The sequence below is a fragment of the Trinickia camelliae genome (assembly GCF_053525655.1).
The window spans coordinates 259,826-286,511 of the sequence record NZ_JBCHAA010000005.1 but is presented as its reverse complement, the minus strand read 5'-3'; the positions used below and the strand labels follow the sequence as shown (position 1 = coordinate 286,511).

Below are 26,686 nucleotides of genomic sequence, written 5' to 3'. Positions count from 1 at the left end.
GCTCAGGGCCTGGGCATCGAGCCGCCGGGGCGCGCGCCCAGCCCGCCCCGCCCAACCTCTCGTCGCAGGGAGAAACGCTCATGGCATGGCTCTTCGCGGCGCTTGTCGTCGCGAGTGCCGCACTCGTCTACGTTCGAGCACACGCGCCGTGGTGGCTGACGGCGATGGTCGTGTGGATCATCGTCGTCAACCTGAGCGGCGCGGCAGGCCGTGGCGCCACGCTCATCCTGGCGGCGCTCTTCGTGCTGCCCGCAATCGTGCTCGCCGTGAAGCCGCTGCGCCGCGCGTGGCTCTCCGCGCGCGCCCTCACAGCGTATCGCCGTCTGTTACCCGAGATGTCGGCTACCGAGCGCGACGCGATCGAAGCCGGCACCGTGTGGTGGGACGCCGAACTGTTCTCCGGACGCCCGCGTTGGGATGCGCTACTCGCGCACGGCCCCGCGACCTTATCCCCCGAAGAACAAGCCTTCATCGACAACGAATGCACGCGCTTGTGCGATCTCGCGAACGACTGGGACAGCACCGCGATCTGGCAGGACCTCTCGCCGCAAGCGTGGCGCTATATCAAGGAGCAAGGCTTTCTCGGCATGATCATTCCGCAGCGCTATGGCGGCAAAGGATTCTCCGCCTACGCGCACTCGCAGATCATCATGAAGCTCGCGTCGCGCTCGTCGGCGGCGGCCGTGTCGGTGATGGTGCCGAACTCGCTCGGTCCCGCCGAGCTGCTGATGCACTACGGCACCGAGGAACAGAAGAACCACTACCTGCCGCGACTCGCGCGCGGCGACGAGATTCCCTGCTTCGCGCTGACGAACCCCTACGCGGGCTCGGACGCCGCCGCGATTCCCGATGTCGGCATCGTCTGCCGCGGCATGTTCGAAGGCCGCGAAACGCTCGGCTTTCGCGTCACGTGGGAGAAGCGTTACATCACGCTCGGACCGATCGCGACCGTGCTCGGGCTCGCGTTTCGCGCGCTCGATCCGGACCATCTGCTTGGCCCCGATGACGAACCGGGCATCACCTGTGCGCTGATTCCGACGACGCATCCCGGCGTCGTGATCGGGCGCCGCCATTGGCCGCTCAACGCGGTGTTTCAGAACGGCCCGAACTCGGGCCACGACGTCTTCATCCCGATCGATTGGGTGATCGGCGGACGCGCGCAAGTCGGCAACGGCTGGCGCATGCTGATGGAGTGTCTAGCGGCGGGCCGCGCGATCTCGCTGCCATCGTCGAACGTCGGCATGGCGAAGCTCGCGGTGCGGGGCACCGGCGCGTATGCCGCCGCGCGCCGCCAGTTCAAGACGCCGATAGGCAAGTTCGAAGGCATCCACGAAGCGCTCGGCCGCATGGGCGGCAATCTGTATCTGATGGACGCCACGCGGAGGTTGTGCGCGCAAGCGGTCGATCTTGGCGAGAAGCCGTCGGTGCTGTCGGCGATCGCGAAGTACCACATCACCGAGCGCGCGCGCAGCGTGATCAACGACGGCATGGACGTGATCGGCGGCAAAGGCATCTGCATGGGGCCGTCGAATTTTCTGGCGCGCGCGTATCAGCAGATGCCGATTTCGGTCACCGTCGAAGGCGCGAATATTCTCACGCGCAGCCTCATCATCTTTGGGCAAGGGGCGATCCGCTGCCATCCGTATGTGCTCAAGGAAATGAGCGCGGCGCGCGAGCCCGATCGCGAGAAAGCGCTGGGCGATTTCGACGATGCGCTCTTCGGACACGCGAATTTTCTTGTGTCGAATGCGTTGCGCGCGTTCGTCTACGGCATCACGGCGCATGCGGCGATTGTGGCGCCCGCCGAGGCGTATGCGCCGCTCGCTGCGCATTACCGTGCGGCCACGCGGCTTTCGATGGCGTTCGCCCTCGTCGCCGACGTCACCATGCTCGCGCTCGGCGCCGATCTCAAACGCCGCGAGCGGATCTCCGCGCGGCTCGGCGACGTGCTCTCGCACCTGTTCCTGATCTCGGCGGCGCTCAAGCGCTTCGAGGACGAAGGACGACAGCAAGCGGACTTGCCGCTCGTGCGCTGGGCCGTCGGCGACGCGCTGTACGCCGCGCAACAGGCGCTCGACGGCGTCCTCGCCAACTATCCGAAACCGCGTCTCGCGATGCTGCTGCGCGCCTGTGTGTTTCCGCTCGGCATGCCGTTACGCCCCCCGCGCGACGCGCTCGCGAGCGAAGTCGCCGAACTCGTGCAGACACCTGGCGATGCGCGCGAGCGGCTGGTCGCCGATTCGTACGTGCCCGACGCCGCCGTCGATCCGCTCGGCTACGGCGAGCGGCTGTTTCAGCTGACGCCGCGCGTGGCGGCCATCGAGCACCGATTGCGCGATGCGGTGAAGCGCAATCAGCTCGCGCCGATGCCGCAGAGCCTCAAGGAACTGCCGACATGGGCCGATGCGGCGCAGCAACAGGGACTCATCGACGCCGAAGAACGCCAAACGCTCGACGACTACGCGCGCTTCGGCGAACTCGTCGTCAGGGTCGACGATTTCGGCCCGGAGTTCGACATCCTCGAAGCGCTGCAAAAACGTCACGACGCGCTCGCGAAATCGGGCGAGCTGATCGCATGACACAATGACGACGCCATGAACGACACCTACCGCAACTTCGTGAACTCGCCGCTCGGCGCACGCGTCGTGCGCTCGCTCGGCCTGCCTCAGCCCGAAGTGCTGCGCCGCTACCGGATCGGCCAGCGCGAAGCGGAATTCGGTGGCATCGCGGCGATCGGCGCGGGGCCGGCGCCGTGTCTTTTCGAGGTGCTGGCCGGCGTGCTCGAACGCATCGGCATGACGAGCGTGGCGCATGAGCAAGCGCTGGCGTGGCTCGCGATCGCGCAGCGCCGCCAGTTGATGAGCGGGCGCTTCGCCCCGGTCGCGCCCAACGCGAGCGCGCAGGAACGCGTCGCCGCGCTGATCTTCGATGCGACCGGCATCGCCGACAGCATGCAGCTCGACACCGCCTACGCCTTCTTCCACGACACCCTGCGCTCGGTCGGCGCATGCGGGCGGATCGTCGTGCTCGGCCGGCCGCCCGAGCGTTGCGCGAATCCGCGCCAATGGACCGCGCAGCGAGCGCTCGAAGGGTTCGTGCGCTCGCTCGGCAAAGAAGCGCGGCACGGCATCACGGCGAATCTGATTTACGTCGGCGACGGCGCCGAGGACGGCATCGAAGCGACGCTGCGCTTTTTTCTGTCGCCGCGCTCGGCGTACGTGTCGGGTCAGGCCGTGCGGATCGAAGCCGCCACGATCGACGCCATCGCCGACTGGACGAAACCCCTCGCCGGCCGGCGCGCGCTCGTCACGGGCGCGGCGCGCGGCATCGGCGCCGCGATCGCGCAGGCGCTCGCGGATCTCGGCGCGCGCGTCGCCGGCCTCGATATCGAAGCGCTGCACGACACGCTCTCGGTGACGATGCACGGCATCGAAGGCACGGCGATCGATTGCGACATCGCCGCGCCCGAAGCGCCGCAGCAGATCGCGGATGCGCTCGACGCGATGGGCGACGTCGACATCGTCGTCCACAACGCCGGCATCACCAAGGACAAGACCATCGCGAAGATGACCGCCGACGCGTGGCACAACGTCATCGCCATCAACCTCGCCGCGCAGGAGCGCATCGACGACGAGTTGCTCGCGCGCGGCACCTTGCGCGAGGCCGGGCGCATCGTCGCCGTCTCGTCGATCGGCGGCATTGCGGGCAACATTGGGCAGACCAACTACGCGGCGTCCAAAGCGGGCGTGATCGGCCGCGTGCAGTGCCTGGCGGGCGCGCTGCGCGAGCGGCGCATCACGATCAACGCGGTCGCGCCCGGCTTCATCGAAACGCGAATGACCGCGAACATGCCGTTCGCGCTGCGCGAAGCCGGCCGTCGCATGAATTCGATGAGCCAAGGCGGCGAACCCGCCGACGTCGCGCAGACCATCGCGTGGCTCGCCCATCCGGGCGCGGCGGGCATCACGGGCCAGGTCGTGCGCGTGTGCGGCCAGAGCGTCTTCGGCGCGTGACAGGGCCCGCCGACATGAGCGAATGGCTCAAGCCCGCCGGAGCGGGTCAACCTGGCGAGGCGCCGCGCCGCGTGAAGACGGTCGTCGTCGAGCAAGCGCCGGCGCGGCACGTGCTGTATGCGCGTGTGCTCGCTGGCATCACCAAGCGCAACCGCACCGCGCAATTGCCGGCGTCGCGCTTCGTGATGCCGGCGGCGAAGCTCGACCCTGTGGCGATCGAACGCTATGCGCGCGTCTGCGGCTTCATTCCCGAGCATGGCGTGCCGCTCACTTACCCGCATCTGCTCGCGTTCCCGCTGCATCTGATGCTGCTCACCGAGCCCGCATTTCCGTGGCCCGCGCTCGGTCTCGTGCATCTCGCGAACAGCGTGCGCCTGCGCCGTCCGCTCACGCTCGACGACACGCTGCGCGTCGAAGTCGAAAGCGGGCCGCTCGTGCGGCACGAACGCGGCCAGGCGTTCCTGATTTCGGCGCGGATCTACCGGCGCGGCGAAGCGGTGTGGGACAGCGACAGCCTCTATCTGAAGCGCAACGTGCCCGCGCAAGGCGCCCTCTTCACGCCGCTCGCGATCGAGCGCGCCGCCCTCCTGCGCCAGACTCGCTGGCAGCTCGCCGCGCAATTGGGGCGCGACTATGCGCAGGTCTCGGGTGATTTCAATCCGATCCATCTCTCCATGCTCTCGGCAAAGGTCTTCGGCTTTTCGCGCGCGATCGCGCACGGCATGTGGACGCTCGCGCGCACCGCCGCCCTGTTCCAGCCGCCCAAGCCGCTCGCTTGGGGCGAGCTCGACGGCGAGTTCAAGCTGCCGATGTATCTGCCGGGCGAGGCCTCGCTATGGAGCGCGTCACGCGGTCCGAGCGAGCGCGAATTCGAAGTGCGTGAGTTTGAAGTCCGTGATGCCGCCGGCGACAAGCCGCATCTGCGCGGCCGCTTCAGCTGGGAGGCCCAATGAAGCGTGCGCTGGAATCTTCGGCCGAGTCGAAACGTTATGTCGATGTGAGCCCACCACCCGCATGGAGGAGCCCCGCATGCCCCGCCCGCTTCCTGCCGTAAGACGCGTCGCCATCGTCGGCGGCAACCGGATTCCGTTTGCGCGCTCGAACACCGCATACGCACGCGCCTCGAACCAGGAGATGCTGACGTTCACGCTGCAAGGGCTCATCGACCGCTTCAATCTGCACGGCGAGCGGCTCGGCGAAGTCGCGGCGGGCGCCGTCATCAAGCATTCGCGCGATTTCAATCTCACGCGCGAAGCGGTGCTGTCGACCACGCTCGCGAAGGAAACCCCCGCCTACGACGTGCAGCAGGCCTGCGGGACGAGCCTGGAGGCGGCGATCCTCGTCGCCAACAAAATCGCGCTCGGCCAGATCGACGCCGGCATCGCGGGCGGCGCCGACACGACCTCGGACGCGCCGATCGGCGTCAACGAAAAGATGCGCGAGATCCTGCTCGAAGCGAACCGCAGCCGCTCGGCGGGCGAGCGGCTCGGCGCGCTCGCGAAGCTGCGGCCCGGCATGTTCATGAGCCCGCAACTGCCGCGCAACCATGAGCCGCGCACGGGGCTTTCGATGGGCGCGCATTGCGAGCTGATGGCCAAGCGCTGGAGCATCGCGCGCGAAGCGCAGGACGCGTTCGCGCTCGAGAGCCACCAGAAGCTCGCGGCCGCCTACGAGCGCAACTTCTTCAACGACCTGATGACGCCCTACAAAGGGCTCACGCGCGACAACACGCTGCGCGCCGACGCCACGCTGGAAACGCTCGCGCAACTGAAGCCCGCCTTCGACCGCGACGCGGGCACGCTGACCGCCGGCAACTCGACGCCATTGACCGACGGCGCCGCCGCCGTGCTGCTCGCGAGCGAGGATTGGGCCGCGCAGCGCGGGCTGCCGGTGCTTGCCTATCTGACGCTCTCGGAAACGGCGGCCGTCGATTTCGTCGACAAGAAAGAAGGCTTGCTGATGGCGCCCGCCTACGCGGTGCCGCGCCTGCTTGCGCGCGCCGGACTCACGCTGCAGGATTTCGATCTCTACGAGATTCACGAAGCGTTTGCCGCCCAGGTGCTGTGCACGCTCACCGCCTGGCAAGACGACGACTACTGCCGCACGCAGTTGGGCCTGCCCGGCGCGCTCGGCGAGATCGACCGCGCCAAGCTCAACGTCGACGGCGGATCGCTCGCCACGGGCCATCCGTTCGCGGCCACCGGAGCGCGCATCGTCGCGGGCCTGGCGAAGCGCCTCGCGCAGCTCGGCAAGCCCGCGGGCACAGCGCGCGGACTGATTTCGATCTGCGCGGCGGGCGGCCAGGGCGTGGTCGCCATCGTCGAAAATTGAACACGAGAAAACCATCGAGAGACCAGAGATGACCGAACCCACCGCCGCTTCGTCTACTTCGTCCACGTCGCCGGCAAAGGCGCCCAACACCGACGGCATCTGGTACGCCTCGTACCCGCCCGAAGTGCCGCGCGAGATCGACGTCAACCGCTATCAATCGGTCGCGCACTTCTTCGACGATTGCATGGCGCAGTACCGCGAGCGCGTCGCGTTCGTGAGCGTGGGCGAAGACCTCACGTATGGCGAGCTCGCGCGCAAGGCCACCGCATTCGCCGCGTATCTGCAGAGCGTGGGCGTGAAGCCCGGCGACCGCGTCGCGATCATGCTGCCGAACACGTTCCAATATCCCGTCACGCTGTTCGGCGCTTTGAAAGCGGGCGCGATCGTCGTCAACGTGAATCCGCTCTACACGGTGCGCGAACTCGCGCATCAGCTGAAGGACAGCGGCGCGCAGACCATCGTCGTGTTCGAGAACTTCGCGAAGACGCTCGAAGATGCGCTGCCCGGCACCGCGATCAGGCGCGTCATCGTCACGGCGCTCGGCGACTTGCTCGGCGACGGCTTGAACCTCAAGGGGCGCTTCCTGAACTTCGTGCTCAAGCACGTGAAGAAGCTCGTGCCCGCGTATGGCTTGCCGCAGGCGGTGCGTCTCAAGCAAGCGCTCGCGCTCGGCGCCAAGCACCCGTTCGCGCCGGTGCGCATCACGCACGCCGATCTCGCGTTCCTGCAATACACGGGCGGCACGACCGGCGTCGCGAAAGGCGCGATGCTCACGCATCGCAACATCATCGCGAACCTGCTGCAAGCGAAGGCGTGGGCCGAAAGCGAACTCTCGGGCGACATCGAAACGGTGCTCACGCCGCTGCCGCTCTATCACATCTATTCGCTGACCGTGAACGGCCTCATCTTTCTCGGCCTCGGCGGACGCAACATCCTCATCGCGAATCCGCGCGATACGGCGCGCGTGATGAAGATCCTGCGTCACGAGACGTTCACCGGCATCACCGCCGTCAATACGCTCTACAACGCGTTTCTGGAGAACGAGGAATTCCGCAAGCGCGACTTCTCGAAGCTCAAGCTCGCGATGGCGGGCGGCATGGCGATGCAGCGCGCCGTCGCCGAGCGCTTCAAGGCGGTGACGGGCAAGCCGATCGTCGAGGGCTACGGGCTCACCGAATGCTCGCCGATCGTCACGATGACGCCCGTCAACGTGAAGGCGCAGCGCGAATTCGACGGCTCGGTCGGACTGCCCGCGCCGTCCACGCAGGTGCGCTTCAAGAAGGAAGACGGCACCTGGGCCGACATCGGCGAGCCGGGCGAGCTGTGCGTGAAAGGACCACAAGTCATGAAGGGCTATTGGAACCGCCCCGACGAAACCGCGAAGACGTTCGACGCCGACGGGTGGCTCGCCACCGGCGACATCGGCGTGATGGATGAGCACGGCTTCGTGCGCCTGATCGACCGCAAGAAGGACATGATCCTCGTGTCGGGCTTCAACGTATATCCGAACGAGATCGAGGACGTGCTCGCGATGCACCCGGCCGTGCGCGAAGCCGCGGCGATCGGCGTGCCCGACGACGTGCAGGGCGAACGCATCAAGGTGTTCGTCGTCGCGCGCAGCCCGATGACGGCCGACGACGTGATCCAGCACTGCCGCAAGCATCTGACGGGCTACAAGGTGCCGAAGCTCGTCGAGTTTCGCGAGTCGCTGCCGCAAACCAACGTCGGCAAGATCCTGCGGCGCACGCTGCGCGACGAAGAGATCGCCAAACGCAACCAGGAAAGCGGCAGCTGAGGTTGAAAGAGGAAGACAGTCATGCAACGTTTTACATCCGCCTCGGTCTTGGTCTTGGCTGCCGCGCTGCTGATCGTGAGCGCTCACGCGGCGCAGGCACAAAACGAACCGGCCAGCGCGACCGCCGCCGCCGTGTCCGACGCTGACGTCAAGCCGCCCACGGTGCCCGCGGCCCGAGTCGGCAAACTGCCGCTCGACACTCAAGTGCAATGGCTGCGCCGCGCCGCCCAAAGCGGCATGCTCGAACAGCTCGACGACGCCGCGCTCGTCGCCCTCTTCACCTCGCTCGATCCGCGCACGCTGTCGCGCTACATCGCAGCGGGGCCGAACGGCTACCCGTCGTACGAATTCACGATGCTGCGCCAGGAGCGCATTCGCGGCGTGTTTCCCGACAAGCCCGATCACATGCTCGTGCGTCTCACGCGCGAGCCGCTGCGCATCTACGCGAAGTGGCTTCCCGACGGCGCCCACGCGGGGCAGGAACTGATCTACGACTCGACGCTGCGCTCCGACGAGATGTACGGGCACTTGGGCGGCCTCCTCAGCGTGATGCCGCTGTGGACGTCGCTGAACGGCGCGCTCGCGCATGCGCAGTCGAATCACAACGTGCGCGAGCTCGGCACCGAATTCATCGCGCAGCAGTTCCTCGCCGACAGCAAGAAGTTCGAGGCGGCGGGTGTCGAGCGCTCACAGACGATCGAAGTGAAGACGATCGGAGGCGTGCGCGTGGTCGCGTTTACGTACGAATCGCCGACGGGACGGCCCGAGTTCTACGCGAAGAAGGAAACGCTCGGGCTCGATTTGCGGCATCCGTACTTCCGCTCGGTCGAGTCTTATGACAACGACGGCCGGATCTTCGAGCGCATCGTGTTCGACAGCATCACGCCGAAGGCGCTGCCCGACGATACGTTTGATCCGAAGAATCGGGCTTATAAGTTTTGATGGGCGGGTCGCGGGCTAGGCGGGTTTGCGGTCGATGAGGAGTGTGACGGTTGCGGGCGAATGAAGCGCGGCATCGATCGCATTCGGCGGCATCGCAATATCCCGAACGCGGAAGTTCGCGCTGGTCGCGAGTTGCCGCAATACGAAGCCATCCGATGCGCGCAACACGCCGATTGCCAGAGCGTTCGTTTGCGCAAGATATCGCGCGAGCGTCACGTGCCAGAACATCCCTGCGTCGCCGCCGATCTCCATGAGCGGCATCGCGCGCCGCGTCGCAGTTGCGACGGCAAACGCGCGGCTCGCGGGAAGCGAAGCGTCGACGAGCACGATCGCTCCCGGCCGCTCAAGCGCCGCGGCAAGGCGAGGCGACATGCACGCCGCCGCGCCCATCCATGTGCTTGTCTTCACGAACGTCCGTCGGTCCATCGCCGCTCCTTGGCGTCTGCCTTTACCGTCAGCATAGGACAGCGCTACGGCCCCGGCGAATTCACGGCGCGGACATCGCCGCGCTAACGGACTTGCTAGTCGCAACGCGACCTAAGGCTTGGCCAACTGTGCCGCGTACTCGCGCACGTCCACCGGCCACCCGGCGATGAGTTCGCTAAAGCGCGGCTCGTCGTTCGCAAACAACGCGCGGGACGCTTCCTCGAAGCCCGGAAAATCACCTGCCATCGCCGACATGAAGTGGTACGCGCGCTCCTGAGCTTTGCGCACCCGGTCGCGGTCGCCGTTGGTGCGCCGCGCTTCGTCGACGAGCTTGCGCAACACCACGGACGCCCCGCCCGGCTGCGCCGCAAGCCACTCCCAATGCCTCGGCAGCAGCGTCACTTCGCGCGCGACGACACCGAGCTTCGGGCGTCCCCGCCCGCGCGGCTCTTCGGGCGGAGCGTCCTCAGGGACGGTTTGCGCTTCGACGTCCGCCTCGGCTTGAGCCGCGAAGCGCGCCTCCAACTCGGCGTCCGTTCCTCGCGTATCGATATCGATCGAGCGGCCGGTGCTGTCGTCGAAGATCAGCACTGGGCCGGCCGCGCCGGCGTCGAGCAAGCGGCGAACGGCAAGCGCGACCGTCAAAAGCGAACCGCTGGCCACGCGGCGGTAGCCGTCGAAACTGGTGTAGGAATGGAATTGTGAAAGGCTTGCCACGGCGGGCTCCGGTCATTGGGTTGACCGAATAATACCCGGGTATAAATCAAGTTGCAATATTACCCGGGTACATTTATGAGTCACGTATAACCGCGCTTGCCCCGCCACGCGCGCGGCCAGATCCCCTGCTTCCCCGGCGACAAAATCCCTTCGGGATCGAGCGCATCCTTGATCGTCTCCGACAGCCGCAATAGCGCGCCGCCGTTGAAGCTGTATTGCGCGGCCGCGAAATCCATATACGCGAGATGCGCGCGATATTCGCCGTAGCCCGCCGCACGCGCATCGCTCATCAACGCGCGCAGGGCGTCGCCGGCGGCGTCGGTCTGCCGCGCGTCGTTGCGATCGAAAATCACGGCGGCAATGTGATGCAAATGCCGCTCGCCCGCCGTGAAGCCACCGTAGTAATCGAAGCCGTATTCGGCCATGCGCGTCTTCGCGAGCGTGTACTGGCGCATGGCGTCACGCCCCGTGAACGGGCAGATCGGCGAAAAGTCGACGTGCGCACCCGCGCCTCCACGCCAGTCGAGCATGCGAAACGCGCTCATCGAGGGAATGCCCGCGAGATTGCGGTCCGCGCCGCCGACAGGCTCGGCGTCGCCCGCATACTTCGCCGCCGTGATCCGCGCGCCGCGAATCCGCGCGAACGCGCGCTGCACCATCGCGTAACGCACATCGAGCAATTCCGGCGCGCCGTAAAGCGCGAAATGCAGATTCCAGCGGCCAACGCCGAGCTTGTCGAGCATCGCCGCCACCGCGCTTTCCGGCATCGCGCCCGTCCCGTCGTACCACTGCGAGCGCGACGACACGCCGGCCGCGCGCCGGATTCCTCCTTCGATCACCGCGTGATGGCGGATCGTCTCGTCAAGCCGCAGCGGCCGCAGCGTCTCGACGATCGCTTCGAGATCGGCCTCGTCGCGACATTGAATCTCGCCGAGCAGATACGCGCTCGGTTGCGGCATGAGCCAGATGCCTAGCTTGGTGACGATGCCGAAATTCGACTGCATGAACATCGCGTCGTACGACGGCCCGAACCCCGGCCGGTACACCTGCCACGATGTGCCCGGATCGATGCCGCCCATGCCCGTGCGCAGCACGTCGCCGTTCGCGAGCACGACCTCCATGCCGCATTGCATCGCCGCGTGATCGCCGTAGGGCGTGTAGCCGAAACCGCGCTCGAGCGTGTTGCCGACGATGCTCCCCCAGCCCGCCGCCGGCGGATCGACCCACAGGCGCAGGCCGTGCTCGCGCAGATACGCGTAGAGATCGAAATAGGTGACGCCGGGCTCGACGAGCGCAAACGCAAGTGTCTCGTCGACGTCGAGAATGCGGTTCATGCGCTTGAGATCGAGCACGACCGATCCGGCCAGACGCGGCGCCGCGCCGCCGTAGGCGAAGTTGCGGCCCGTCGAAACCGTCCACAGCGGCAGACGGTACGCGCGGGCGATGCGCAGGATCTCGCGGATCTCGTCGACGGACGCAGGCAGCACCGCCGCGGACGCGGCAAACGCCTGCGGATTCTCCGGTCCTGGCAAGAACGGATCGGCGTAGGCCGCGAGATCGTCGCCGCTCGCGATGATGTTCGGCCGGCTGACAACCGCGGCCAGTTCGGCCAGCGCCTTGTCGAACGTGGCCTCGGAGAGATTGGGCGGCAGCGTGCGTGTCAATTCGTGTTTCCTTCGTTCTTATCGCTCGTCGAACCGGACGGCGGCACCTGCCGCGCCGCGACAGCAAGAATCAGTGGCGATGGAATCCTCCGCCACCGCCCGTGCCGCCCCAGCCGTGCGGGCTACCCCACGCATGCGGGCCGCCCCAGCCGCCGCGCACTTGCATCGGGTTGCCGCGAAACGCGCCGCGCATCGGCATGGTGTTGCCATGAAACACGACGTGCATGTGATCGTGATCGAAGTGATGGAAATGGTGGAAACGATCGACGAACACGAACGACGCGCCGACGCCGACCACGACCCCCGGCACCCAATACCACGACGGACCGTAGTAGTACGCATAGTCGCTTTCCGGTATGACCCAGCTGCCGTCGAGGTTCTGCACGAGTTGCCACGTGCCGTCCGCTTGCAGGCACGCAAGCCCGGAGATCGGCTGCATGACGCCGTCGATTTCGGCCTGCCCCGTCACCTGACGGCAGGTGCCGCCGGGCGTCGATGCATCGCTTGTTTCATTCTGCGCCGCAGCGGGAAGCGCGCAGAGCATGGCGGCGGCGAGCGCCGCTCCAAGTCCAACGATAGTAGTACGCATGATGTCACCCTGCCTCGAGCGCCTCGCGCCGCGCGGCCGATACAGCCGGCCGCGCGCGAGGCGCTCCCTTGCCTGCCCCCGCCTTACCGGTCTCCCCGCTGGTTGTTCACCTCGTTGCCCGTTTCTGCGTTGTCTTCTATTGCCACACGTCGGGCCGCCCCCCGAGCGCGCTGCACACGTCGATCGCAATCGCGCGCAGCTTATCTTCCGACAACTGCCCGGAGAGCGCATAGCCCATGTGGTCGCTGATCCAGTAGAACGTGCGCCGGTTGCCGTCGCGGAAGAGCCGGAACGCCGTCTCGTCCTTCGGGATCGCGGTGACGTAGAGCGTCAGGCGCGCGCCCGCGTCGTCCTGATACATGAACTGCGCGGCCGGACTCGCCGCGTCGCCCGGCAAGAGACGCCCGCCGACGAGCGAATAGCCATACTCCTGCAGCGACGGCACCGAAAGCGGCCGGTTCAATCGTTTAGACAGCCACGCGATCAAATGCTCCTCTTCGGCCGCCGCCACTTCGACCGGGTGCCGCTTCTCCGGCGCGTAGACTGCGTACGCGATGTCGGCGCGTTCGGCGAACGACATCTGCTGCGGCTGCCCCGCGAGCCGCTGCGAAAGCGCTCCCGCCAGCACCGCGACACCCGCCCCGACCGCCACCCACGAGGCCGCGAGCGCGACGCGCTGCCACCACGGCCGGTGCAAGCGCAGCACGAGATACGGCGGTCCTGCCGTGGCCGCCTCGAGCGCACCCGACGGCGCCCCGCACAGCGCGCGCAGCGCCGACTGCTGCGCGCGATAAGCGGCGACGAGTTTCGCGGCGCGTTCGTCCGCGGCGAGCCGGGCGACAACGTCGAGCTGCTCGTGCTCGGGCAATTCGCCGTCGACGAATGCCGAGAACGTGCGCAGTTCGGCTTCGGTGAAGCCGGAAGTCGCAGCGGGGTCGTAGTCGTCGCTCATCTCGTGTTTCTCACTACTTTCAACGGGGCAGCATGATGCGTCGGACCGTCGGTCAACAGCACGCGCAAGTGCTCGCGTGCGCGCGACAGGCGCGACATCACCGTGCCGATCGGCACTTTGAGCACCGCCGAGGTCTCCTGATAGCTAAGCTCCTCGACGCCCACCAGCAACAGCACCTCGCGCTGCTCGACGGGCAACATGTACAGCGCGCGCTGCACGTCGCGCAGCATGAGCGCATCGACTTCGCCGTGCGGCGCTTCGAGCGTGCGCCACGGCGCGTGCTCATCGTCGACGGCGATTTCGCGCCGTCCGCGCAACTGGTCGATATAGAGGTGGCGCAGAATCGTGAGCAGCCACGCGCGCAGGTTGCTGTCGGGGCGAAACGCGTGCGCGCGGGCGAACGCACGCTCGGCCGTGTCTTGCACCAAGTCGTCGGCCCAGGCAGGATCGCCCGTCAGTGCGCGCGCGTAGCGCCGCAACTGCGGGAGCCACCCGATGACGTCCGCTTCAAAGCTCACGCCGCGACGGCACGCCAGGCGCCGCCGTCAATAGCCACCGCCGCTGCCGCTGCTGCTCGCGCCGCCCGCGGAGTTCTGATCGCTGCCGTTCGGCGTCTGGCAGCCGCTCGCGGCGAGCGCGAGCGCGAAAACCACGAGAATGGCGGACAACTTCCGAATCACGTTCATGTGCCTCTCCAAGTGAGTGCGCCGTACCGCGGCGCGGGACATCGCGCGCCGCTTGCGGCCAATGGCGTCCGAATGGCGCTCATGTAACGATTTAACGGGCCGCAAGACCGCTTTATTCCGCAAACGCGCGCGCTTTTTTCTTACACAAGATTAGGTCTGAATCGGGCCGATGTCGCCCCGCCGCGCGGGCGGCGCCGTGCATCGCGCGCCGCCCATATACCCGGCATTATTTGGGCGCGTTATAGTGCATGCCGGCCAGACAGAACACGCGCACCACGACCCGGGGTAAAATCCCGGCGAACGCGCATGCATCTCTCGCACGCGCGACTAACTTTCTCGCAGCCCCCGCTGCGCCTTCGCAATGCCCAATCCCGCAGAATCGCATCCGCAAAACGACTTCATGAACGCCGCGCGCAAAGAAAGAAAGCGCGTGGAAATCTATCTTGTGAACGGGATTCGTCTCACGGGATGCATCGAGTCGTTCGATCAGTATCTGGTGATGCTGCGCACGCCGGTCGGCCTGCAAGGCATCTACAAGCGCGCCATTTCGACGATCCAGCTCGATACCGGCACGCGGCCCGGTCCGCGCGGCCCGCGCACCGGCGGCAGCGGCCACGGCGAGCGTCATACCTCGCGCGACAGCTACGGCTCGCGTGAATCGCGCGATTCACGCGATTCACGCGACTCACGCGATACCCACAGCGCCGCGCCGGCGGATTCCGGCGCGCCGGTGGAGCGTTCGCCGGACGCACCCGCTTCCGGCGCCGCCCCAGTCGTCGTCACGCGCCGTCGCCGGCCGTATGGCTCCGCGCCGGGCGGCAGCGAATCCGGCGAGTGATCAGCGCTCAGGGTCATCGAGGCGCCGCAAGATCGCCTCGACCCGCTCGCATTGCTTGAGCGTCAGTTCGAACTGACGCTGCACCGCAAGCAGCCGCCGGCGCCAATAGTCGACGTTCAGCATCGGGTTGGGCGGCTGCCGCGTCGCCCAATCCAGATGGTTCAGTTCGGCTTCGACCACGTGTTGCGCTTGAACTCTACGGGCGGCGTTCGTTTCTTTCTTTCCCATATCGTGTTCGCGTGTTGAGCGGTTGTCCCGCTACGCGTTTGTCGGGCAAGATCAGTGCCGCGCGCGGGTCCCGCACTCAAGACGCGCAAGGCGTGCGCGTTTTGAACGAACGCCTCTCGCACCCGCTTGTCGTCCAGCGTTCGAAGCGCCGCTCGAGCCGTGGCACATTTACAAAAAGCGCACTCCGTTTCTTCATCCGCGCCTTTGTCCAGACTTAAACGGCCTGGCGCGGCGCAATCCGTCGCGATCCGTCAAATTGGCCGGCCTGAGCTATGCTCAGTGTTGGGTAGTCTGACTGGAACAGGAGCCGCATCATGTCCACTGCAAAGCCCACGCCGAAACCGCCTGATCCGCACCCCGTCGAATCCGCCGAAGACCGTCTCGACGAAGCGCTCGACGAGACCTTCCCGGCGAGCGATCCAATCGCCGTCGACCCTGCCGAGCCACCCGAAGACAAACCAAAACGCCGCTGACGACGCGCGGCCGCACGATTCCACCCATGCGTGAAACCCACGACCGCTTTTTGCGCAAACGCGACGGCGAGGAAGCCCGCGTCACCTACGCCGAGCTGTTTTTCGACCTGATCTACGCGTTCGCGGTCACGCAGCTCTCGCACCGGCTCATGCACGATCTGAGTGCGGCCGGCGTGCTGCAGACGCTGATCCTCTGGTTCGCGGTGTGGCTCGGCTGGCAGTACACGTGCTGGGTCACGAACTGGTTCGACCCGGAACGCCCACAGGTGCGTCTGCTGCTGTTCTCGGTGATGGTCGTCGGCATGATCATGGCGGCCAGCCTGCCGCTTGCGTTCGGTTCGCGCGGGCTGATGTTCGCGGTGAGCTACGTGACGATCCAGGTGGGTCGCAGCCTCGTCGTGCTCGTTTTTCTAGGCGGCGGCCACGCGCTCACGGCGAACTATCGGCGCATCACGGTGTGGCTCGTCATTGCCGGGGTCTGGTGGATCGCGGGCGGCCTCGCGGACGGCTCGACGCGCCTGATTTGCTGGGGCATCGCGGTGCTGTGCGAGTACGTGTCGCCGATGTTCGGCTTCGCGCTGCCGCTGCTCGGCCGTTCGTATGCGAGCGACTGGCGCAGCGCCGAAGGCGGACATCTCGCCGAACGCTGCCAGGGGTTCGTGATGCTCGCGCTCGGCGAGTCGGTGGTCGTGACGGGCGGTACGCTCTCCGACACCGTGTCATGGAACGCTCCCACGGTCATCGCATTCCTGGTCTGCTTCGCCGGCAGCGTCGCGATGTGGTGGATCTACTTCGACTGGGGCAGCCGCGCCGGCAGCCATGCGATCGCCCGTTCGCGCGAACCGGGCCTGATGGGCGCGTATTTTCACTACGTCCACGTGATCCTGGTTGCGGGGATCATCGGCTCGGCCGCCGCCGACGACCTCGTCATCCTCCACCCCGACGCACGCATCGCCACGCCGACGGCGCTCCTCTTGATCGGCGGCCCCGCGCTCTATGTGATCGGCTGCGGCCTCTACAAGCGCGCGATACACGGCTGGCTGCCGCTGTCGCATTGGGTCGGACTCGCGCTGTGCGCACTCATCGGGCCGCTCGCGTTCCATACGGATTTGCTGATGACGGGCACGCTGACCACGCTGATGATGGTCGTCGTTGCCGCCTGGGAGAGCGTGTCGCGCCGGCAGTCGGCGCATGCGCGCGGCTTGCGGGCCGAGTAAGCACCGAATGAGCGCCGCATGGGCACGCGGGCACGCGATGAGCGGCCCATGAAGCGACGCCACCCCGCTCGGCAAGCGCCGAGCGGGGTGGCGTTTCGGTAGCGATGAGCGCTCGATCAGCGCGTAATACGCGGCAACCCGGCGTCGTTCTGGCGTTGCAGCTCGGCCACGGCGCGCTGCGCTTCACGCAGTTGCGCTTGCGCCTGTGCCTTCTGCGCCTGCAGCGCAGCGGCTTCGTCGCGCGTTTCCTTCTGATGGTCGTCGACGACCTTCTGCTGCTCGCGCGCGATATTGAGGTCGGCTTGCAGACGGTTCGCATGGTCCTGCGACAGCGCGATCAGGCGGTCCGTGTAAGCCTTTTGCGCCTCGAGCTTGGTGCGGCGAATCTCGACATCGGCCAGTTGCACGCTTTTGCGCGCAAAGTCGGCGTAAATGGCTTCGGCGCGCCCTTCGTCCTGCGTCTTGATCACACGCCAGAAGGTTTTCTGCTGGAACAGCGCGACGTAATACGTCATTTCCTTGCCGTAGAACAGCAGGCTCGCGCCGTAGCTGCCGTTGTAGGTCGTGCGCAGTTCGTTCAGGTCGTTGCCGTGGATCATCTGTTGCAGTTCAGCAACGTTGCCCGTGGCGGATTGCTTCGCTTCGTCGGCCGTGAGCGGTGTCGCGGCCGGTGCGGCAGTCGCTCCCGGGGTTGCCGACGGCAGCGGGTCGTTCATGCCCGGCTGCGACATGGCGGCCGCATCGGCCGCGCCGCCGGAGGCCGGCGGCATCGCTAAGTTACTGTTCGAATTGACTTGTGCATGAACTCCTTGGATTCCCCCGATCATGACCAGCGCGGCGAGCGCGGTCCCCCGCAAGTGCGAAAAATGGATCATGTAGATTGATTCCTGCGCCGTTAGTTCTAATTGTCAAATCAAGCGTCTCATTATTACTCACTTTCACGCGTTTCGGGTTCCTCGTCGAAGATTTGGCACTTGCGCATTTTTTCCCACAAGACCTTGCGGCTGATGCCGAGATATTGGGCGGTATCCTGCCGCCAGCAAGCGTTCGCATCGAGCGCGGCGAGCACGCGGTTGCGCTCGGCCATGTGCCATTTGTGGCGGTCGACGAGTGATTCCGCGGCACTCTCGAGCGGCGCCGCCGACGACATCACGAAGCTCTACCAGCAACACGGCTACGCGAACGCTCAAGCGAATCAGATGCGCAAAGTCGGCGGCAAAGCCGCTCGCCGATGCGCCGGTTGAAAGCCCGTCGCGCAGCCCGCGCGTCAACGCAACGTTTTCATATCAGCTGAACCGACACCGAATACGCGATGGCCTGATTAGAGGTTCCACTCCCACGCAGATAGCGCAGGTTCGCGCGTATTCTGCTTGCACTCTAAGAAGACGCTGTCCGTACCCTGTCCTGGCGACTCGGTAACGACTCGGCGCGAAAACAATCGAAAGACAACTCATCCAAGGAGGAAGACAATGCGGCACTTCACGCAACGCGCCCAGACGCTCGCGCTCAAGACGCTCAAGCAGGCCACGCTCGCCGGCGTGCTGCTGGCTAGCGCCGGCTTCGCGCTGGCTCAAGGAACCGACACCCCGGTCGGCACTTGGCAAACGATCGACGACCATACGGGCCAGCCCAAAGCGCTCGTGCAAATCACCGAGGACACGAACGGCGACCTGAGCGGCAAAGTCATCAAAGGTCTCAGCCCGAACGACAATCCGCAGCGCCGCTGCACCGAATGCACCGACGCGCGTAAGGATCAGCTGATCCTCGGCATGACGATCATCAACGACATGAAGAAAGCGGACGGCGGCTGGGACGGCGGCAGCATCCTCGATCCGGAGAACGGCAAGGTGTACAAGTGCAAGATGCACGTTGAAGACAACGGGCAGAAGCTCGTCGTGCGCGGCTACATCGGGATTTCGCTGCTGGGCCGCTCGCAGACATGGAATCGGGTGCAGTGAGCGTCTGAGGAAGCCAACCGTCAGCGACGCGCAACCGAGCCTCTAAATACGTCGAGGTTCGAGCTACAAGAAGAAGAAAGCCGGCCGACGATACCCATCGTCCGGCCGGCTTTGTTTCACGGATAAATGGCTGGACTCAGCCATACCTTACGCCGCGTGCTTGAGAGAAACGGCGAACTCCTGCAGCGGAGCGGTTGTAGCTGGGGCGGCAGCAGGCGCTGGCGCGACCCCCGGGGCAACCGGATTCGAAGGCACGCCGGCCGAAACCGCGGACGCCGGCTTCACACCCGGCCTCACATGCGAGCGCATGCGCAGTTCCATGAAGCTGCACAGTTCCTCACTGGCTGCGCCGTACAACTGCTGGAGCACTTCCTTCAACGTGCCGGACTGGTGCCACGCTTTGAAGCGGCGGTGGCAAGTCTGATACGACGGGTAGCGGCGCGGCATGGCGGACCACGTTGCGCCGCTGTACATCACCCACAGCACGCCGTTCAACACAGCCCGGGTATTGGCGAGGGGACGGCCACGCAGCTCGGCGCGCGGACGCAGTTCAGGCAGCAGCGGTGCCACGCGTTGCCATTCTTCATCGGTAATATCGCGATACGGTGTCATGGTCATCTCCTTTGACAGATCCATGACACAACAATATCGAGGTACCCCTGCACCGAATATCGGACTAATCCGAATCTTGAAATAGCCCGACGGCATAGGGCCGCAGCGTCCGACGGCGCTGTCCGCGCCGTCCTTTTCTCTTAGGTCAACGACGTATCGACGATCCGGCGCGGCGCTTCCAAATACTCCTTCGATTGCATCTCGACCAAGCGCGACACCGTCCGGCTGAATTCATTGGCCATCGGCCCTTCGACGTACAAGTCCTCGACGGGCACCGCAGCCGACATCAAGAGCTTCACCTTGTGGTCGTAGAACACGTCGACGAGCCACGTAAAGCGCCGCGCCTCGGACGCCATCCGCGGCGACATCTGCGGCACGTCCGAAAGAATCACCGCATGAAAACGCGACGCCAGCTCCAGGTAGTCGTTCTGCGAACGCGGGCCGCCGCACAGCGTCGCGAAGTCGAACCAGACGACGCCATCGGCTTTGCGCAGCGCCTTCAGCTCGCGCTTTTCGATGCGCAGGATCGGGCTTTCGTCGGGCACCGCGGCGAGCTGCGAATACGCAGCGCGCAGCGCCTTGTCGGCGGCGGCGCCGAGCGGCGTGTGATAGACGGACACCTGCGCGAGCGTGCGCTGCCGATAGTCGATGCCCGCATCGACATTGATCACGTCGAGCTTCGTCTTGAGCAGTTCGATCGCCGGCAACATCCGGTCGCGATGCAGACCGTCGGGGTACAGCGTGTCCGGATCGTAGTTGGACGTCATCAGGAACTGCACGCCGTTCTCGAACAGCTTGTCGAGCAGGCGATACAGGATCATCGCGTCCGCGATATCGGACACGTGGAATTCGTCGAAACAGATCAAGCGGTAGCGCTTCGCGACGCGCCGCGCGAGTTCGTCGAGCGGATCGGCCTGCCCTTTCAGCTCTTCGAGTTCGCGATGCACTTCGCGCATGAACTCGTGAAAATGCAGCCGCGTCTTGCGCGTGAGAGGAACAACCGCGTAGAAGCTATCCATCAGGAAGCTCTTGCCGCGCCCCACGCCGCCCCACATGTAGATCCCGCGCGGCAGATCCGGATGCATGATCAGCTTCATGAAGGCGTTCGGGCGGCGCGCCTTGTAGGCGACCCACTCTTCGCAACACCGCTGCAGACGGTCGACGGCCGCGCGCTGCGCCGTATCGGATTGATATCCCCGCGTCTGCAGTTCCTTTTCGTAGTATTCGGTGACGTTCATCGTGTGACAGTAGCTTTGCATGGGCCCCGAGTAAGTGCTGAAGCACTAACTCGGGCCGACAAAAAACAAAAGGCGGTGGGATCGCTCCCGCCCGCCTTCGTGGTACTGCAGTTGCGCCCGCTTCACTCAGCCGGCGCGACCTCTTTACCGGATTACATATTGAGCGAGCGTTTGTCGACGGCAAGCGCCGCTTCGCGCATCACTTCGGAGAGCGACGGGTGCGGATGGCAGATGCGGCCGATGTCTTCCGACGCCGCCTTGAACTCCATCGCCACCACGGCTTCCGCGATCAGATCCGACGCGTTCGCCGAGATGATGTGCACGCCGAGCAGCTCGTCGGTCTTGGCGTCGGCGATCATCTTGACGAAGCCGTCCGACTTCGCGATGCCGAGCGCACGGCCGTTCGCCATGAACGGGAACTGGCCCGTCTTGATCTCGCGGCCTTCCGCCTTCAGCTGCTGCTCCGTCTTGCCGACCCACGCGATTTCCGGTTCGGTGTAGATCACCCACGGAATGCAGTTGTAGTCGATGTGCGGCTTCTGGCCGTCGATGATTTCGGCGACCAGCACGCCTTCGTCTTCGGCCTTGTGCGCGAGCATCGGGCCGCGCACCACGTCGCCGATCGCGTAGACGTTCGGCACTGCCGTGCGGCAGTGATCGTCGACGTCGATGAAGCCGCGCTCGTTCGCCTTCAGGCCGATCGCCTCCAGCCCGAGGTTGTCGGTGTTCGGCACGCGGCCGATCGACACGATCAGGCGGTCGGCTTCGAGCGTCTGCGCGTTGCCGTCCTTGTCGGTGTAGGCGATCGTGACGCTATCCGCAGTCGTCTTCACTTCGCCGATATTCACGCCGAGGTGGATGTCGAGACCCTGCTTCTTGAATTGCTTCGCCGCTTCCTTCGCGAGCGCTTCGTCAGCGGCGCCGAGGAATGCCGGCAGCGCTTCGAGCACGGTCACGTCGGAGCCGAGGCGGCGCCACACCGAGCCGAGCTCCAGGCCGATCACGCCCGCGCCGATCACGGCGAGCTTCTTCGGCACGGAGTCGAACGCGAGCGCGCCTTCGTTGTCCGACACGATCTTGTTGTCGACCGGTGCGTTCGGCAGGTGACGCGCCTTCGAACCCGTCGCGATGATCACGTTCTTGGCGGTGACGACTTCGGTCTCGCCCTCGCCGCTCACTTCGATCGTCACGCCGGCGTCGGTCTTGCCGGTGAACTTGCCGTGGCCCTTGAGCCAGGTGATCTTGTTCTTGCGGAACAGGAACTCGATACCCTTCGTCATCTTCTCGACGATGGCGTCCTTGCGGCCCATCATCTTCGCGATGTCGAGCTTCACGTCCGACACGTTGATGCCGTGGTCAGCGAGGTGATGCGACGCGTTCTCGAACTCCTCCGACGACGCGAGCAGCGCCTTCGACGGAATACAGCCCACGTTCAGGCACGTGCCGCCGAGCTTGAGCGTGCCGGCCGGGTTCTTCCATTTTTCGATACATGCGACCGTCTTGCCGAGCTGCGCGGCGCGGATGGCGGCGATATACCCGCCCGGGCCGGCGCCGATCACGACGACGTCAAATTCTTTGGACATGACTATCCTTTCGATGACGCAGCAGCGCGCGGCGGGTGGTTCCACCCTCGCGCGGCGCTGCGGTTCAAATCAAATGCAATGCGGAAAGACTGATGCGAACGACTGGGACAACCGCAGGGATCACAGATCCAGCAGCAGACGGGCCGGATCTTCGAGCGCGTCCTTCATTGCGACGAGCGACAGCACGGCTTCGCGGCCGTCGATGATGCGGTGGTCGTACGACAGCGCGAGGTAGTTCATCGGACGGATCACGATCTGGCCGTTCTCGACCACCGCGCGTTCCTTCGTCGCGTGCACGCCGAGGATCGCCGATTGCGGTGGGTTGATGATCGGCGTCGAGAGCATCGAGCCGAACACGCCGCCGTTCGAGATCGAGAACGTGCCGCCCGTCATTTCTTCGATCGACAGCTTGCCGTCCTTCGCCTTCTGGCCGAATTCGGCGATCTTCTTCTCGATGTCGGCGAGGCTCATCTGATCCGCGTTGCGCAGGATCGGCACCACGAGACCGCGCGGCGAACCGACCGCGATACCGATGTCGAAGTAGCCGTGATAGACGATGTCGTTGCCGTCGATCGACGCGTTCACGAGCGGGAATTTCTTCAGCGCATGCACGGCCGCCTTGACGAAGAACGACATGAAGCCGAGCTTCACGCCATGTTCCTTCTCGAACTTGTCCTTGTACTTGTTGCGCAGGTCCATGACCGGCGCCATGTTCACTTCGTTGAACGTCGTGAGGATGGCGTTGGTCTGCTGCGACTCGAGCAGACGCTCGGCGATACGCGCACGCAGACGCGACATCGGCACGCGCTGTTCCGGACGGTTATGCAGCCAGGTGTCGGCGGATGCCGGGGCCTTCACGTCCTGCAGCGCGGGGCGCGCAGCCTTAGCAGGCGCAGCGGCCGGAGCCTTGGCAGCCGGCGCCGGTGCGGCGGAACCCGCGCCAAGCACGTCGCCCTTCGTGATGCGGCCGTCGCGGCCCGTGCCCGGGACTTGCTCGGCCGAGAGGCCCTTCTCGGCCATCAGCTTGTTCGCGGCCGGCGAAGCGGTGGTGCTCGAAGCCGTCGCGGAGGCTGCCGGCGCAGCGGCGGGCGCCGGCTGCACTTCGGCCGTGCCTGCTGCCGCAGCGGCTGCGGGAGCCGCGGTGGCGGCGGCGGTCGTCGCACCCGCCTTCGCTTCGGTGTCGATCTTCGCGATGATTTCGTCAGCGACGACGATATCGCCATCGTGCTTGATGACTTGCGCGAGCACGCCTGCCGACGGGGCCGGCACTTCGAGCACGACCTTGTCGGTCTCGATTTCGATGAGGATTTCGTCTTGCGCGACAGCTTCGCCCGGCTGCTTCTTCCACTGGAGCATGGTGGCTTCCGAGACCGACTCGGACAGCTGGGGAACCTTGACTTCTACGATAGCCATGTGATTTTCCTGAACTCGTATCTGGGTGAGCGCGAACTTGGCCCGGGTTCGTTAGGACGCCGATTCTCGATTACGGCACAAACGACCTCGTGCTTGAACGGGAAAGCGCCCAAGCGCTTTCCCGGTTCGCTGCGTTTCGTTTATTTAGCGATCGATGCGCTCTTCAAGCGGCCAAACGCGCCTTCGACCAATGCCTTTTGCTGCTCATAGTGCTTCGCGTAGTAACCGACTGCCGGCGAAGCCGAAGCCGGACGGCCGCTGTACGCGAGCTTCTGTCCTTCCTTCATGCCTTCCTTCAGATGGTGTTCGACGTAGAACCACGGGCCTTGGTTTTGCGGCTCGTCCTGCACCCAGACCACTTCGGTTGCGTGCTCGTACTTCTTCATTTCCGTTTCGAACTGCTTGTGCGCGAACGGGTACAGCTGCTCGATACGGATGATCGCGACGTCGTTCGACTTCGATTCGCGGCGATGCGCGACGAGGTCGTAGTACACGCGGCCCGAGCAGGCGAGCACGCGCTTGACCTTCTTCGCTTCGATCGAGGCATCGACTTCACCGATGATCGGCTGGAACGAACCCTTTGCGAGTTCGGACAGATCCGACACGGCTTCCTTGTGACGCAGCAGCGACTTCGGCGTCGCGACGATCAGCGGCTTGCGGAACAAGCGGATCATCTGGCGGCGCAGCAGGTGGAAGATCTGTGCCGGAGTGGTCGGCTGAACCACTTGCATGTTGTGGTCCGCGCAAAGCTGCAGGAAACGCTCGATACGCGTCGACGAGTGCTCCGGACCCTGGCCTTCGTAGCCGTGCGGCAGCAGCATCGTGAGACCCGACTGACGGCCCCATTTCACTTCGCCCGACGAGATGAACTGATCGATCACGACCTGCGCGCCGTTCACGAAGTCGCCGAACTGCGCTTCCCAAGCGACGAACGTGTTCGGCTCAGCCGTCGAATAGCCGTACTCGAAGCCGAGCACCGCTTCTTCGGACAGCACCGAGTCGATCACCGTGAACTTGGCCTGGCCTTCCGCGATGTTCTGCAGCGGAATGTACGTGCCGTCGTTCCAACGCTCACGGTTCTGGTCGTGCAGCACCGCGTGACGGTGCGTGAACGTGCCGCGGCCCGAGTCCTGGCCGGTCAGGCGCACCGGGTAGCCCGAAGCGACGAGCGACGCGAACGCCAAGTGCTCGCCCATGCCCCAGTCGAGCGGGGCGTCGCCACGCGCCATCGTGCGGCGGTCGTTGATCACGCGCTCGACGAGCGGGTGCACCTTGAAGTTATCGGGAACCGTCGTGATGCGCTCGCCGAGGCGCTTCAGTTCCGCGAGCGGAACGGCCGTATCGGCGGCGTCGGTCCACTTGCGGTTCAGGAACGGCACCCAGTCCACCGCGTACTTGCTCTTGTAGTTCGAAAGCACCGGATCGATCGTGTGGTGGCCTTCGTCCATCGCGGTACGGAACGCCTTGACGTAGGCGTCCGGATCTTCCGCGCCGATCACGCCCTGCTGCACGAGCTTCTCGGCGTACAGCGCGCGCGTGCCCGGGTGCTTCGCGATGGTCTTGTACATCAGCGGCTGCGTGACCGCCGGCGTGTCCTGCTCGTTGTGGCCGAGCTTGCGGAAGCAGATGATGTCGATCACGACATCCTTGTGGAACTGCATCCGGTAATCGATCGCGATCTGCGTCGCCAGCACGACCGCTTCCGGATCGTCGCCGTTCACGTGCAGCACCGGCGCTTCGATCATCTTGACGACGTCCGAACAGTACAGCGTCGAGCGCGCATCGCGCGGATCCGACGTCGTGAAGCCGATCTGGTTGTTGATGACGATGTGCAGCGTGCCGTGCGTGCCGTAGCCGCGCGTCTGCGCGAGGTTCAGCGTTTCCATCACGACGCCCTGGCCCGCGAAGGCCGCGTCGCCGTGGATCTGCACCGGCAGCACTTGCAGGCCGTCTTCGTCGCCGCGGCGGTCCATCCGCGCCTTGGCCGAACCTTCGACCACCGGGTTGACGATTTCAAGGTGCGACGGGTTGAACGCAAGCGACAGGTGCACCGGGCCGCCTTCGGTCGAGACGTCCGACGAGAAGCCCTTGTGGTACTTCACGTCGCCGGCCGGCAGATCGTCGACGTGCTTGCCTTCGAATTCGGCGAAGAGGTCAGCCGGCATCTTGCCGAGCGTGTTGACGAGCACGTTCAGACGGCCGCGGTGGGCCATGCCGATGACGATTTCCTGCACGCCCTTCGAGCCCGAGTGACGGACGACTTCGTCCATCGACGCGATGAAGCTCTCGCCGCCTTCGAGCGAGAAGCGCTTTTGGCCGACGTACTTGGTGTGCAGGTAGCGCTCGAGGCCTTCGGCGGCCGTCAAGCGGTTCAGGATGTGCTTCTTCTTGTCAGCCGTGAAGTTCGGCGTGGCGCGGATCGATTCGAGCCGCTCCTGCCACCAGCGCTTCTGTTCCGGATCGCTGATGTACATGTACTCGGCGCCGATCGTGCCGCAATACGTGTCGCGCAGCGCCTTGACGATGTCGCGCAGCGTCGCTTGCTCGAAACCGAAGTACAGGTTGCTCGCGCTGAACGTCTGGTCCATGTCGGCTTCGGTGAAGTCGTAGAACGCAGGTTCGAGCTCGGGGATCGCGGGACGCTCGCGGCGCTTCAGCGGATCGAGATTGGCCCATTGCGAGCCGAGAAAACGATAGGCGCTGATGAGGGTCTGGACGTGGACCTGCTTGCGTGCCGTGGCGAGGTTCTCACCGGCTTCCGCTTCACGCGGAATGAACGCATTGGCTTTGGCGCGCTGGGCGAACGATTCGACGATCGGGCCGTGGGCCACATCGTTGGCGGACGTGCCATCCGACGCGGGCGCGTTCTGCAGCGCGTCGAAATACTCGCGCCAGTTCTCGGGCACTGAAGCCGGATTGTCGAGATATTGCTCGTACAGTTCTTCGACGTACGGAGCGTTGCCGCCGAACAGATACGAGTTCAGCTGAAATTGCTTCATCATGTTTACGCT

At 65.3% G+C, this 26,686-nt stretch carries 24 protein-coding genes and 1 pseudogene; 10 read left to right on the top strand and 15 right to left on the bottom strand.

All coding sequences use genetic code 11. The features are described 5' to 3' along the window. Window positions 1-80 precede the first annotated feature (80 nt). The 6 genes from AAHK20_RS11550 (at window position 81) to AAHK20_RS11525 (ending at window position 9,081) form a co-directional block, all read left to right on the top strand. On the top strand, window positions 81-2,579 hold the full coding sequence (locus AAHK20_RS11550) for an acyl-CoA dehydrogenase (protein WP_449181580.1): 2,499 nt from the start codon (window positions 81-83) through the stop codon (window positions 2,577-2,579). A gap of 15 nt (window positions 2,580-2,594) precedes the next feature. Further along, window positions 2,595-4,013 carry a 3-oxoacyl-ACP reductase gene (locus AAHK20_RS11545; RefSeq protein WP_449181579.1) on the top strand — a complete coding sequence of 473 codons (1,419 nt, stop codon included), beginning with the start codon at window positions 2,595-2,597 and terminating at the stop codon, window positions 4,011-4,013. 14 nt (window positions 4,014-4,027) lie between these two features. Next, window positions 4,028-4,966, top strand: coding sequence for a MaoC family dehydratase (locus AAHK20_RS11540; protein WP_449181578.1), 939 nt, complete (start codon window positions 4,028-4,030; stop codon window positions 4,964-4,966). A 76-nt stretch (window positions 4,967-5,042) separates the two neighbouring features. Continuing rightward, the gene (locus AAHK20_RS11535; RefSeq protein ID WP_449181577.1) at window positions 5,043-6,344 is read left to right on the top strand and encodes an acetyl-CoA C-acetyltransferase; all 1,302 of its coding nucleotides are present in this window, start codon (window positions 5,043-5,045) and stop codon (window positions 6,342-6,344) included. Window positions 6,345-6,372: 28 nt separating this feature from the next. Further along, window positions 6,373-8,139, top strand: a complete 1,767-nt coding sequence (locus AAHK20_RS11530; protein WP_449181576.1) for an AMP-binding protein — start codon at window positions 6,373-6,375, stop codon at window positions 8,137-8,139. Window positions 8,140-8,160: 21 nt separating this feature from the next. Beyond that, the gene (locus AAHK20_RS11525; protein WP_449181575.1) at window positions 8,161-9,081 is read left to right on the top strand and encodes a DUF1571 domain-containing protein; all 921 of its coding nucleotides are present in this window, start codon (window positions 8,161-8,163) and stop codon (window positions 9,079-9,081) included. 15 nt (window positions 9,082-9,096) lie between these two features. On the opposite strand, the gene AAHK20_RS11520 is transcribed toward AAHK20_RS11525, so the two are convergent. From AAHK20_RS11520 to AAHK20_RS11490, 7 genes are all read right to left on the bottom strand, one after another. Next, window positions 9,097-9,507: a hypothetical protein gene (locus tag AAHK20_RS11520; RefSeq protein WP_449181574.1), complete on the bottom strand. Its 411-nt coding sequence runs from the start codon at window positions 9,505-9,507 to the stop codon at window positions 9,097-9,099. A 111-nt stretch (window positions 9,508-9,618) separates the two neighbouring features. Next, entirely contained in the window at window positions 9,619-10,224 is a 606-nt protein-coding gene (locus AAHK20_RS11515) for a DUF2239 family protein (protein WP_449181573.1), read from the bottom strand. An 80-nt stretch (window positions 10,225-10,304) separates the two neighbouring features. Beyond that, a complete protein-coding gene (locus tag AAHK20_RS11510) occupies window positions 10,305-11,888 on the bottom strand; it encodes an FAD-binding oxidoreductase (protein WP_449181572.1) in 1,584 nt (527 codons plus the stop codon). A 70-nt stretch (window positions 11,889-11,958) separates the two neighbouring features. Continuing rightward, entirely contained in the window at window positions 11,959-12,477 is a 519-nt protein-coding gene (locus AAHK20_RS11505; protein WP_449181571.1) for a hypothetical protein, read from the bottom strand. A 136-nt stretch (window positions 12,478-12,613) separates the two neighbouring features. Next, window positions 12,614-13,429, bottom strand: a complete 816-nt coding sequence (locus tag AAHK20_RS11500; RefSeq protein ID WP_449181570.1) for an anti-sigma factor family protein — start codon at window positions 13,427-13,429, stop codon at window positions 12,614-12,616. Continuing rightward, entirely contained in the window at window positions 13,426-13,947 is a 522-nt protein-coding gene (locus tag AAHK20_RS11495; protein WP_449181569.1) for a sigma-70 family RNA polymerase sigma factor, read from the bottom strand. The genes AAHK20_RS11500 and AAHK20_RS11495 overlap by 4 nt, the downstream gene beginning before the upstream one ends. Before the next feature lie 27 nt (window positions 13,948-13,974). Next, window positions 13,975-14,115, bottom strand: coding sequence for a hypothetical protein (locus AAHK20_RS11490; RefSeq protein WP_449181568.1), 141 nt, complete (start codon window positions 14,113-14,115; stop codon window positions 13,975-13,977). A gap of 361 nt (window positions 14,116-14,476) precedes the next feature. On the opposite strand from AAHK20_RS11490, the gene hfq reads away from it, so the two are divergent. Further along, window positions 14,477-14,953: an RNA chaperone Hfq gene (hfq, locus tag AAHK20_RS11485; RefSeq protein WP_449181567.1), complete on the top strand. Its 477-nt coding sequence runs from the start codon at window positions 14,477-14,479 to the stop codon at window positions 14,951-14,953. Here hfq and AAHK20_RS11480 read toward each other — a convergent pair whose 3' ends face one another. Beyond that, entirely contained in the window at window positions 14,954-15,181 is a 228-nt protein-coding gene (locus AAHK20_RS11480) for a hypothetical protein (protein WP_449181566.1), read from the bottom strand. Window positions 15,182-15,495: 314 nt separating this feature from the next. On the opposite strand from AAHK20_RS11480, the gene AAHK20_RS11475 reads away from it, so the two are divergent. Together AAHK20_RS11475 and AAHK20_RS11470 are read left to right on the top strand one after the other, a co-directional pair. Next, a complete protein-coding gene (locus AAHK20_RS11475; RefSeq protein ID WP_449181565.1) occupies window positions 15,496-15,654 on the top strand; it encodes a hypothetical protein in 159 nt (52 codons plus the stop codon). Window positions 15,655-15,680: 26 nt separating this feature from the next. After that, window positions 15,681-16,871, top strand: a complete 1,191-nt coding sequence (locus AAHK20_RS11470; protein ID WP_449181564.1) for a low temperature requirement protein A — start codon at window positions 15,681-15,683, stop codon at window positions 16,869-16,871. A 116-nt stretch (window positions 16,872-16,987) separates the two neighbouring features. Here the strand turns inward: AAHK20_RS11470 and AAHK20_RS11465 are convergent, their stop codons facing one another. Then, on the bottom strand, window positions 16,988-17,746 hold the full coding sequence (locus tag AAHK20_RS11465) for a DUF2968 domain-containing protein (protein WP_449181563.1): 759 nt from the start codon (window positions 17,744-17,746) through the stop codon (window positions 16,988-16,990). 53 nt (window positions 17,747-17,799) lie between these two features. Beyond that, a pseudogene (locus AAHK20_RS11460) lies at window positions 17,800-18,006 on the bottom strand (helix-turn-helix domain-containing protein); the annotation flags it as partial. A gap of 334 nt (window positions 18,007-18,340) precedes the next feature. Here AAHK20_RS11460 and AAHK20_RS11455 point away from each other — a divergent pair. Next, entirely contained in the window at window positions 18,341-18,829 is a 489-nt protein-coding gene (locus AAHK20_RS11455; protein ID WP_449181562.1) for a DUF2147 domain-containing protein, read from the top strand. Between the two features lie 147 nt (window positions 18,830-18,976). On the opposite strand, the gene AAHK20_RS11450 is transcribed toward AAHK20_RS11455, so the two are convergent. From AAHK20_RS11450 to AAHK20_RS11430, 5 genes are all read right to left on the bottom strand, one after another. Further along, window positions 18,977-19,441, bottom strand: coding sequence for a transposase (locus AAHK20_RS11450; protein ID WP_449181561.1), 465 nt, complete (start codon window positions 19,439-19,441; stop codon window positions 18,977-18,979). A gap of 140 nt (window positions 19,442-19,581) precedes the next feature. Beyond that, the gene (gene zapE, locus AAHK20_RS11445; RefSeq protein ID WP_449181650.1) at window positions 19,582-20,679 is read right to left on the bottom strand and encodes a cell division protein ZapE; all 1,098 of its coding nucleotides are present in this window, start codon (window positions 20,677-20,679) and stop codon (window positions 19,582-19,584) included. Window positions 20,680-20,831: 152 nt separating this feature from the next. Next, a complete protein-coding gene (gene lpdA / locus AAHK20_RS11440) occupies window positions 20,832-22,262 on the bottom strand; it encodes a dihydrolipoyl dehydrogenase (protein WP_449181560.1) in 1,431 nt (476 codons plus the stop codon). Window positions 22,263-22,382: 120 nt separating this feature from the next. Continuing rightward, window positions 22,383-23,675 carry a 2-oxoglutarate dehydrogenase complex dihydrolipoyllysine-residue succinyltransferase gene (gene odhB, locus AAHK20_RS11435; RefSeq protein WP_449181559.1) on the bottom strand — a complete coding sequence of 431 codons (1,293 nt, stop codon included), beginning with the start codon at window positions 23,673-23,675 and terminating at the stop codon, window positions 22,383-22,385. A 140-nt stretch (window positions 23,676-23,815) separates the two neighbouring features. Further along, on the bottom strand, window positions 23,816-26,677 hold the full coding sequence (locus AAHK20_RS11430) for a 2-oxoglutarate dehydrogenase E1 component (RefSeq protein WP_449181558.1): 2,862 nt from the start codon (window positions 26,675-26,677) through the stop codon (window positions 23,816-23,818). Window positions 26,678-26,686 lie beyond the last annotated feature (9 nt).